This window comes from Microbacterium bandirmense, from assembly GCF_037204185.1.
Taxonomy (GTDB): Bacteria; Actinomycetota; Actinomycetes; order Actinomycetales; family Microbacteriaceae; genus Microbacterium; species Microbacterium bandirmense.
On sequence record NZ_JBBDGM010000033.1, the window covers coordinates 1 to 1,548 of the forward strand.

Genomic DNA, 1,548 nt, shown 5'->3' on the forward strand with positions numbered 1-1,548 from the left:
GAAGGACAAGCTGCATCAGCTTGCCGACAACCTCGACGGCCACCTCGACGACGTCATCCGCCAGGTGCGTGACAAGGACCACATCGACGTGGACACCACGCGGACGCGCCCGACGGCGATCGATGGCAGCGTGACGCCCGCGCCGCGACAGGAGCTTCCGCCGAGTCTTGCCGCGACATTCACTGACGGCGAGTACCGCACTGTGGAGACGACCGAGGCCGTGACGCTGTATCGCGTCTACGGACACTCCGCGGAGCAAGGTGGCGCTTTCGCGACGACGTCGACCTCGGGTAACAGGATCAACGCGACCATGGAGAGCGCGCTTCTTCCTGAGTGGAAGAACTCGCGCGAGTTCGAGGCCACGATCGAGGTGCCTGCGGGCCAGATTCTCAACATCGGCGCGGTGGCTCCGCAGACGACCATGTCCGGCGCCGTCTTGCCGGGCGGTGCCGATCAGATCCTCCTGCCCCGTGACTGGCCCAGTTCCTGGGTTCAGAATGTCGACCGGCTGCCGGTAGGTTTCCAGGGGAGGATTCCATGACGACGACATATGAGCACACCGTCCTCACGGCTCTGCAGGCGCTCGAGTCGGCTTCGGCGAACGGCGTGTTCCCCGCGGCGCTGAGCTCTTCGCTGCGCAGACAGCTGGAGGAGGAGCTTCGGGCCGTCCGAGACGGACGCCTGCAGCCTCGATCACTCGCGACCGCCCTGAGCCACCAGATGTTCGATTCCGGTCATGTCGACGACGGCTTCTCGAAGGCGTTGGACGGCATGCTCGCCGCAGAGGGCAGCGCTCAGGGCGAACCGACGCTCCTTCCGCGGGTGACCGTGCGCCAGATGCAGGAAGCGGGCGTGCGGACGATGAAGACGGGGGCGCCGCTGCTCGGGAACTACGGTCTTCTCGTGCCCGCAGTGAACTCTCAAGACGGTACTCGGCTGCTCACCATCGAGGTCGACGGGAGCAGGACGCTCCCGGCGTTCTCCTCGCGCGAGCTGTTCGACGAATGGGCGAGCAACGCGGTCGACGCGGGAGTGAGCGCAGCGCTGGTCCCTGCGGGAAGCGCGGGCCAGCTGGCTCCTGGGCTCGACATCGTGATCAATCCGCTCAACGAGCGACTCGTGCTCACGAACGAGCACACGATCCCTGCGGGCGCTGTGAGCTTCGGCCGCCCGAGTCAGATCGATCCGCGCGTGCTGACGGCGGTCCGGACGGCGAGCGTCAGTGCCGGGATCGCTCAGGTGTCGCTGGCTCAGGTGGTCTCGGGCGGGCGATCGCTGCTGACTGCCGTCCCGATGGGCGACGCCGCTTCAGTCAGCGCCTTCGCCGCGGCGTTGGGCGAAACCCTGCCTTCGGGAGTCGGCCTGGACATTCTGCCGGGCGATACCCAGCTCGGTGCGGCCATCGCCGCCGAGATCGCGCCCGTCTTCGAGCGCGATAGCTGAGCGCTGAGAAGCGCGACACGGTACGGACGCCGACCCGGGATGGGTAGCGCTCCCCATTGGACCGTGAGGCATCGAGGAATAGCCTCGAGTGTGCAGAGGCCGATC

At 67.1% G+C, this 1,548-nt stretch carries 2 protein-coding genes; both read left to right on the top strand.

The window, feature by feature from the left end; translation table 11 throughout:
* Positions 1-541, top strand: a 541-nt coding sequence (locus WDU99_RS17195) for a hypothetical protein (RefSeq protein WP_337333692.1), incomplete at its 5' end; no start/stop codon positions are given.
* On the top strand, positions 538-1,443 hold the full coding sequence (locus WDU99_RS17200) for an SseB family protein (RefSeq protein WP_337333693.1): 906 nt from the start codon (positions 538-540) through the stop codon (positions 1,441-1,443). The genes WDU99_RS17195 and WDU99_RS17200, both read left to right, overlap by 4 nt.
* Positions 1,444-1,548 lie beyond the last annotated feature (105 nt).

Bases quoted from the DNA above. Each gene is read 5' to 3' on its own strand.
- WDU99_RS17200 (WP_337333693.1), top strand. From the start codon at position 538: ATGACGACGACATATGAGCACACCGTCCTCACGGCTCTGCAGGCGCTC.